This is a genomic window from Microcella sp. (genome assembly GCF_051860105.1).
In the GTDB taxonomy this organism is placed as follows: domain Bacteria; phylum Actinomycetota; class Actinomycetes; order Actinomycetales; family Microbacteriaceae; genus Microcella.
On record NZ_JBHYEO010000044.1, the window covers coordinates 1 to 7,047 of the forward strand.

Annotated in this window: 7 protein-coding genes; 5 read left to right on the forward strand and 2 right to left on the reverse strand. The window is 67.6% G+C overall.

The window, feature by feature from the left end:
• A partial coding sequence (locus ACTIE9_RS13235) for a hypothetical protein (RefSeq protein WP_439566033.1) occupies positions 1 to 367 on the forward strand: 367 nt, incomplete at its 5' end.
• A gap of 28 nt (positions 368 to 395) precedes the next feature.
• On the opposite strand, the gene ald is transcribed toward ACTIE9_RS13235, so the two are convergent.
• Positions 396 to 1,511: an alanine dehydrogenase gene (gene ald / locus ACTIE9_RS13240; protein ID WP_439566034.1), complete on the reverse strand. Its 1,116-nt coding sequence runs from the start codon at positions 1,509 to 1,511 to the stop codon at positions 396 to 398.
• 255 nt (positions 1,512 to 1,766) lie between these two features.
• Between ald and ACTIE9_RS13245 the strand changes: the two genes are divergently transcribed.
• Genes ACTIE9_RS13245 through ACTIE9_RS13260 form a run of 4 tightly spaced genes read left to right on the forward strand, consistent with a single transcriptional unit; the run spans position 1,767 to position 5,937 of the window.
• Positions 1,767 to 2,975, forward strand: coding sequence for an ABC transporter substrate-binding protein (locus tag ACTIE9_RS13245; RefSeq protein WP_439566035.1), 1,209 nt, complete (start codon positions 1,767 to 1,769; stop codon positions 2,973 to 2,975).
• Between the two features lie 29 nt (positions 2,976 to 3,004).
• Positions 3,005 to 4,225 carry an ABC transporter ATP-binding protein gene (locus ACTIE9_RS13250; RefSeq protein ID WP_439566036.1) on the forward strand — a complete coding sequence of 407 codons (1,221 nt, stop codon included), beginning with the start codon at positions 3,005 to 3,007 and terminating at the stop codon, positions 4,223 to 4,225.
• A gap of 3 nt (positions 4,226 to 4,228) precedes the next feature.
• Positions 4,229 to 5,143 (forward strand): ABC transporter permease, encoded by a 915-nt coding sequence (locus ACTIE9_RS13255; RefSeq protein ID WP_439566037.1) that lies wholly within the window; start codon positions 4,229 to 4,231, stop codon positions 5,141 to 5,143.
• Positions 5,140 to 5,937, forward strand: a complete 798-nt coding sequence (locus ACTIE9_RS13260; RefSeq protein WP_439566038.1) for an ABC transporter permease — start codon at positions 5,140 to 5,142, stop codon at positions 5,935 to 5,937. The genes ACTIE9_RS13255 and ACTIE9_RS13260 overlap by 4 nt, the downstream gene beginning before the upstream one ends.
• 30 nt (positions 5,938 to 5,967) lie before the next feature.
• On the opposite strand, the gene ACTIE9_RS13265 is transcribed toward ACTIE9_RS13260, so the two are convergent.
• A partial coding sequence (locus tag ACTIE9_RS13265; RefSeq protein WP_439566039.1) for an asparaginase occupies positions 5,968 to 7,047 on the reverse strand: 1,080 nt, incomplete at its 5' end.

Here is a 7,047-nt window from a genome sequence, read left to right on the forward strand (position 1 = left end):
CGTCGTGGTGACCCGGCGCGTCGCGGCGGTGGCCGCCGCCGTGGCGGAAGCCCATCCAGAGGCGCGCATCGACCGTGACCCGGCGGGTGTGCCGGTCGGCAGCCTCACCGGTGCGGCGACGGTGCCGCTCGAGCCGCGCATCCTCATCGCCGATCCGGAAGCCTGGCAGTCGGCGTGGACCGTCTTCTCGCACTGTCGACGGGCCGCCCCGGTCGTGTTCTTCCGCGCCGACGCGGCCGACCTCCGGGCGCTCCTCGGCGTGCGCACGACACCCCCGCCCCTCGACGAGGGGGAGGGCGAGGTGTGGGTGGCCGAGCCCGGGGAGCCGGTGCGGCGGCGGCGCTGGATCACGCTGAGCGCGGGCTGACCCGCGGGAGGATCAGCCCGCGACGCCGTCAGGCCAGTGCGCTCGCGAGCGGAACAGCGTCGAGACCGTGGGCGGTCGCGACCGCCTCGTTGGTCACCTGCCCGTCGTGCGTGTTGAGGCCGAGCGCGAGCGAGCCGTCGGCCTGCAGCGCGGTCTTCCAGCCGTGGTTCGCGATGGCCCGCACGTACGGCATCGTCGCGTTGGTGAGCGCGTAGGTCGAGGTCGTCGGCACAGCGCCCGGCATGTTCGCGACGCAGTAGAAGATGCTCTCGTGCACGCGGAACGTGGGGTCGGCATGCGTGGTCGGTCGCGAATCGGCGAAGCAGCCTCCCTGGTCGACGGCGATGTCGACGAGCACACTGCCCGGCTTCATGCGCGAGACGAGGTCGTTGCTCACGAGCTTGGGCGCCTTCGCGCCCGGGATGAGCACCGAGCCGATGAGCATGTCCGCCTGCACGGCCGCCTTCTCGATCTCGTAGCCGTTCGAGGCGATCGTGCGGATGCGCCCGCTGTAGAGGGCGTCGAGCTCGCGCAGCCGCTGGATGTTGGTGTCGAGCACCGTCACCTCGGCCCCCAGTCCGACGGCCATGGCGACGGCGTTCGTGCCGGCCACACCACCGCCGAGCACGACGATGTTGGCGGGGTCGGTGCCGGGCACGCCGGGCACGAGCAGGCCGGGCCCGCCGTTCGGCCGCATCATGGCGTTGGCGCCCACGATGGGGGCGAGTCGACCGGCGACCTCGCTCATGGGCGCGAGCAGCGGGAGCGCGCGCGTGGGCAGCTGCACCGTCTCGTAGGCGATCGCCGTGACCCGCGTGTCGAGCAGCGCGTGCGTGAGCTCCTTCTCGGCGGCGAGGTGCAGGTAGGTGAAGAGCAGCAGGCCGTCGCGGAAGTGGGGGTACTCCGACTCGATCGGCTCCTTGACCTTCAGGAGCAGATCGGCCTCGGCCCAGGTCGTCGCGGCGTCGGCCACGATGCGAGCGCCTTGCGCCGCATACTCGTCGTCGGTGATCGACGATCCGAGCCCCGCTCCCGACTGCACGAGCACCTCGTGACCGTTGGCGACCAGGTCGTGCACACCCGCCGGGGTGATCGCGACGCGGTACTCGTTGTTCTTGACCTCTGCCGGTACGGCGATTCTCATCAGTTCTCCTCGCGATGGATGCGCGACGGGGAAACTGCACCGCCGCGCTGCGTTGCGGCACCAGCGTACCCGCTGGCGGCAATGGATTCCGCACTCTTTTTTGCCTGGAAGTGCTGATTTCGTGACATTCGTGTTTCGAGATGGATGAATCGAGCGTTCAGGGGTGCAATACGCCCGAAGCGTATGACAGTATCGACGCACCGCCTCGCGCGGTTTCGGACACCGACGTACCGGCAATCGTCTAAGGAGCACGCTATGACCCGTCCCCTTCCCGAAGACCCGATGGTCCGCAGCCTCATCGCCCAGGCGAAGCGTGCTCAGCTGACGCGGCGCACGATGCTCGCCGGAACCGGCGCCGGCGCCACGGCCCTCGCGCTCGCGGCCTGCACCACCGGCGGGTCGACCGAACTGACCCCGGCGGAGGACAACTCGGCCAACGACCCGACGCTGAACTGGGCGAACTGGCCGCTGTACATCGACGAGGACGAGGAAGGAAACTATCCGACCCTCCTCGCCTTCCAGGAGCGTACCGGCATCGAGGTGACCTACTTGATCGACGTCGACGACAACAACTCCTACTTCGCGAAGGTGCGAGACCAGCTGGCTCTCGGGCAGGACATCGGGGCCGACACCGTCTGCCTGACTGACTGGATGGTCAACCGCTGGATTCAGCTCGGGTACACGCAAGAGCTCAACAAGGCGAACATCCCCAACGCTGCCAACCTGGTGCCTAGCCTGCAGAATCCGCAGTTCGACCCGGGGCGTGTGCACTCGCTGCCGTGGCAGGGCGGCTTCGCTGGCATCTGCTACAACACCGACGAGACCGACGAGGTGCGTGCGGTCAGCGACCTGTGGCGCCCCGACCTTGCTGGCCGCGTCGGTGTGCTCTCGGAGATGCGCGACACCATCGGCGTGATCATGCTCGAGAACGGCGTCGACATCTCGGGTGACTTCACCGCCGACGAGTTCAATGCGGCCCTCGACATCTTCCGCGAGCAGGTGGAGTCGGGCCAGGTGCGCAACGTGCGCGGCAACGCCTACTCCGAAGACTTGGTCAACGGAGACACGCTCGCCGCGATCTGCTGGTCGGGAGACATCACCCTGCTGAACCTCGAGGCCGGCTACGAGAAGTGGAAGTTCCTGCTGCCGGAGGGGGGCGCCACCCTGTGGAACGACAACTTCCTCATCCCGATCGGATCGACTCGCAAGGCGAACGCCGAGAAGCTCATCGACTACTACTACGAGCCGGAGGTCGCTGCCGAGGTGGCCCTGTGGGTGAACTACATCACGCCGGTCAATGGCGCCAAAGAGGCGGCGCTGGCCCTCGACCCCGAGGTCGCCGAGAACCAGCTCATCTTCCCCAACGAGGAGACCTTGGCGAACGCCCGCATCTTCCGCGGTCTGACCGCTCAAGAGGAGAACGAGTACCAGGCCGCCTTCCAGGCGATCCTGCTCGGCGCCTAATCCGCCCCACGCGAAGGAGTACCACCGAGGTGACGAACAACGAGGTTCCGAAGAGCGGATTCGCCGAGGCCGGTGCTGACCTGGAACTGGTCGGCATCACCAAGCGCTTCCCTGGTTTCACGGCGATCGAGGAGCTCGATCTGACGATCCCCGCGGGGTCGTTCTTCGCGCTGCTCGGCCCGTCGGGTTGCGGCAAGACGACCACTCTGCGGCTCATTGCCGGCCTGGAGGAGCCCACGGCGGGCCGCATCCTCATCGGCGGCAAAGACGTCACGGCGACGAAGGCGTACCAGCGCCCCGTCAACACGGTGTTTCAGAGCTACGCACTCTTTCCGCACATGACGATCCTCCAGAACGTCGCGTTCGGCCTGAAGAGGCGCGGCATTACGAATGCGGATGCTCTCGCACATGAGGCCCTGCAGCTTGTCGAGCTCGACCACGTTGCGGGCCGCAAGCCGACGCAACTCTCCGGCGGGCAGCAGCAGCGCGTGGCCCTGGCCCGGGCCGTGGTTAACCGGCCTGCGCTGCTGCTGCTCGACGAACCGCTCGGTGCGCTCGACCTCAAGTTGCGTCGGCAGATGCAGGTCGAGCTCAAAGACATCCAGAGCGAGGTCGGCCTGACCTTCCTGCACGTGACCCACGACCAGGAGGAGGCCATGACCATGGCCGATACCGTCGCCGTCATGAACAAGGGGCGCATCGAGCAGATGGGGCCGCCGCAAGAGCTCTACGAACTGCCCCACACGGCTTTCGTCGCGAAGTTCCTCGGTCAGTCGAACCTGTTCACGGGTGACGTTGTGTCGACTTCGAGCCGAACGCTCGTCATCGACGCCGCCGGGTCGAAGATCGAGGTGCCCACGGCCCGGGCGCAACGCCACAACGGTCGTATCACCGTCGGTGTGCGACCCGAGAAGGTGACACTGCACGACGCGGCCCCGGCCGCCGATTCGGGACGCAACGTGATCGGTCCCGGTCGCATCACCGATGTGTCGTTCAGCGGAGTGAGCACTCAGTACGAGGTGACGATTCCCCACGTGGGCGCGATTACGGTCTTCGCACAGAACACGTCGATTTCGACGCTGCACCACGACGGCGACACGGTCTGGCTCAGTTGGGCGATCGACCACGCCTTCGGTCTCGCCGACGAGGCGGATGCCGAACCGGTGTCGCGCTTCCATGCCGACCTCGACACGTCGATGATCGCCGTGCAGTCGCGGAAAGACCTCGAAGCGGAACTCGAGGAGGCCTAGGCCATGGCCTTCACCGCATTCGCGGGCACGGCAACGGCGGTCGCGGAACCCGCCCCCCGCCGGCGAAGCCCCATCGCACTGCTGCTGCTCCTGCCCGGCATCTTCTACTTGATCCTGTTCTTCGTCACCCCCCTGATCTCGCTCGTGATCACGAGCCTGCAGGCTCCCGACCCGCTGATCTTCGGGCAGTACGTGAACGCCTTCAACTGGCAGAACTACGTGGCGGTTCTCGAGCAGTACTGGCCGCAGACTATTCGGTCGGCCGGCTACGCCGCTTTGGCGACACTCTTCGCCCTGCTCATCGGCTTCCCGCTGGCGTACTTCATTGGCATCACGCTCCGGCCGTTCCCGTTGCTGCAATCGCTGGCGCTCGTGCTGGTGATCGCCCCGTTCTTCATCTCCTTCCTGCTGCGCACCCTGGCCTGGAAGCAGATCTTCTCGGTCGAGGGGCCGGTGGCGGGCATCCTGTCGTCACTCGGTGCCCTGCCACCGGGCGTGTCGATCACCGGCACCACCTTCTCGGTCGTGTTCGGCCTGACCTACAACTTCATCCCGTTCATGGTGCTGCCGATCTACGCGACGCTCGTGTCGCTCGATCTGCGGCTGCTCGAAGCGGGGAACGATCTGTACGGTAGCCCCGTGACGACCTTCCGCACGGTGACCTTGCCGCTCTCGGCGGCAGGGGTGATGTCCGGCACGCTCCTGACGTTCATCCCCGCTGCCGGCGACTACATCAACGCGTCGCGCGAGTTCTTGGGCGCCACTGACACCACGATGATCGGCAACGTGATCGAAGCGAACTTCCTGGTGCTGCAGAACTTCCCGGCAGCCGCGGCGCTCTCGCTCATCCTGATGGCCTTCATCCTGGTGCTGGTCGCCGCCTATGTGAAGCGCAGCGGAACGGAGGATCTGCTGTGAAGGGCTTCGGCAAGTACGCCATCTGGGCGTACTCGATCATGGCGTTCGTGTTCCTGCTCATCCCGATCGCGTACACCGTCGCGTTCTCGTTCAACGATTCGCGCCGCACGAACATCATCTGGAGCGGCTTCACACTCGAGAACTGGCTCACGGTCTGCGAGGCGCAGGGGGTCTGTGAGGCCTTCGGCAACAGCCTCCTCATCGGTGTGGCCGCGACGATTCTTGCGACGACACTCGGCACCATGATCGCGATCGCCCTCGTCCGCTATCGGTTCCGGTTCCGCAACGCGACGACGTTGCTGATCTTCTTGCCGATGGCGACGCCCGAGGTCGTTCTCGGTGCGGGCCTCGCGGCGCAGTTCTTGCAAGCGGGGGTCCCCAAGGGCATCGGAACGGTGATCCTGGCGCACACCCTCTTCTGTCTGAGCTTCGTGGTGGTCACGGTCCGCTCGCGCGTCGTCAGCCTTAACCCGGCGCTCGAGGAAGCCGGTCGAGACCTGTACGCGAGCCCGGTGCAGGTGTTCTGGAGGATCACTTTTCCCATGCTCCTGCCGGGCATCGTCGCGGCAGCGCTGCTCTCGTTCGCTCTGAGTTTCGACGACTTCATCATCACCAACTTCAACCGCGGGGCTGATGTGACGTTCCCGAGCTATATCTACACAGCGGCCGCGCGTGGAATCCCTGCGGAGGCGAATGTCATCGCGTCAGCCGTGTTCTTCCTCGCGATCGCTCTCGTGCTGATTGCCCAGCTGTCGGCGGCCGCGCGGCGTCGTCAGCTCGCGAAAGCGGCGTAGCGCTCCCGCTCCGTGTGGGCGCACTCCCCGTCAGCCGATGCTGACGCGGAGTGCGCCCACCTCGTCATCGCCGGCGAGCACCCGCTCGCTCGTGAGCGCGACGAGCTCGCCGCCGACGGCGTGGTCGATGGCGCCGACGGAGGCGAGCAGGGTCAGGGCGACAGGGGTGGTCGCACGCATCGACCCGTCGAGCACCTTGACGGCGACGGCGACACCGGTCGGCATGCCGATCACGACGACTCCTTCTGCGCCGAGCTTGGCGAGGCCGCCGACCCGCTCGATGACGATCGTGTTGGCGCGCCCGCGCCCGTCGATCGCCCAGGGCTGAGCGGTCGCCGCGGCCATCAGCCGTTGGGCCTCCGGGGTCGTGCCCGCCGCGACCCGCGCGATCGCGGTGGCGAGGCCGACGAGCGAGGTCGCGTGCAGGGGCGCTGCGCAGCCGTCGTGCGCCGTGCGGTGGACGCGGTCGCCCGTGTAGCGCTCGACGACCGTGATCACGTGCCGCTGCACGGGATGCTCGAGGTCGAGGTAGTGCGCCGCGTCGCCGCCGATCGCGTCGCTCGCGCGCAGGAACCCTGCGTGCTTCCCCGAGCAGTTCATGGTGATCCGAGCGGGCGGAAGCCCGGCCGCCTGCCGCGCGGCACGCTCCGCGGCGCCGAGCGGCCACTGGGCCGGGCACTGCAGGGCGTGGGCGTCGCGCCCGTCGTCGTGCAGCATCCGCTGCGCCACTGCGAGATGCTCGGGGCTGCCGCAGTGGCTGGCCATCGCGAGCACGAGCTCGTCGTCGGCGAAGCGGGCGCCGAGTTCGAGCATCGCGATGGCCTGCAGCGGTTTCAGGGTCGAACGCGGATAGATCGTGGCCGTCGTGTCGCCCACCGCGCGCAGCACGCGTCCGGATGCATCGACGACGGCGGCGGCACCGAGGTGACGCGACTCGACGAGACCGTCACGGTCGAGCCGAGCAAGCTCGACCGAACCCGCGCCGTCGAGCGCGTGCCCTCCCGCCGGCGCACCGCTCGGGGCGTCGCCACCAGGGGACACTGCGCTGGTCAGGCCGACAGTGCTGCGTCGAGCACGCTCACGGCGTCGCGCAGCAGCTCGTCGCTGATG

Coding starts and splice junctions, on each gene's coding strand:
- ald (WP_439566034.1), bottom strand. CDS start 1,511: ATGAGAATCGCCGTACCGGCAGAGGTCAAGAACAACGAGTACCGCGTC.
- ACTIE9_RS13245 (WP_439566035.1), top strand. CDS start 1,767: ATGACCCGTCCCCTTCCCGAAGACCCGATGGTCCGCAGCCTCATCGCC.
- ACTIE9_RS13255 (WP_439566037.1), top strand. CDS start 4,229: ATGGCCTTCACCGCATTCGCGGGCACGGCAACGGCGGTCGCGGAACCC.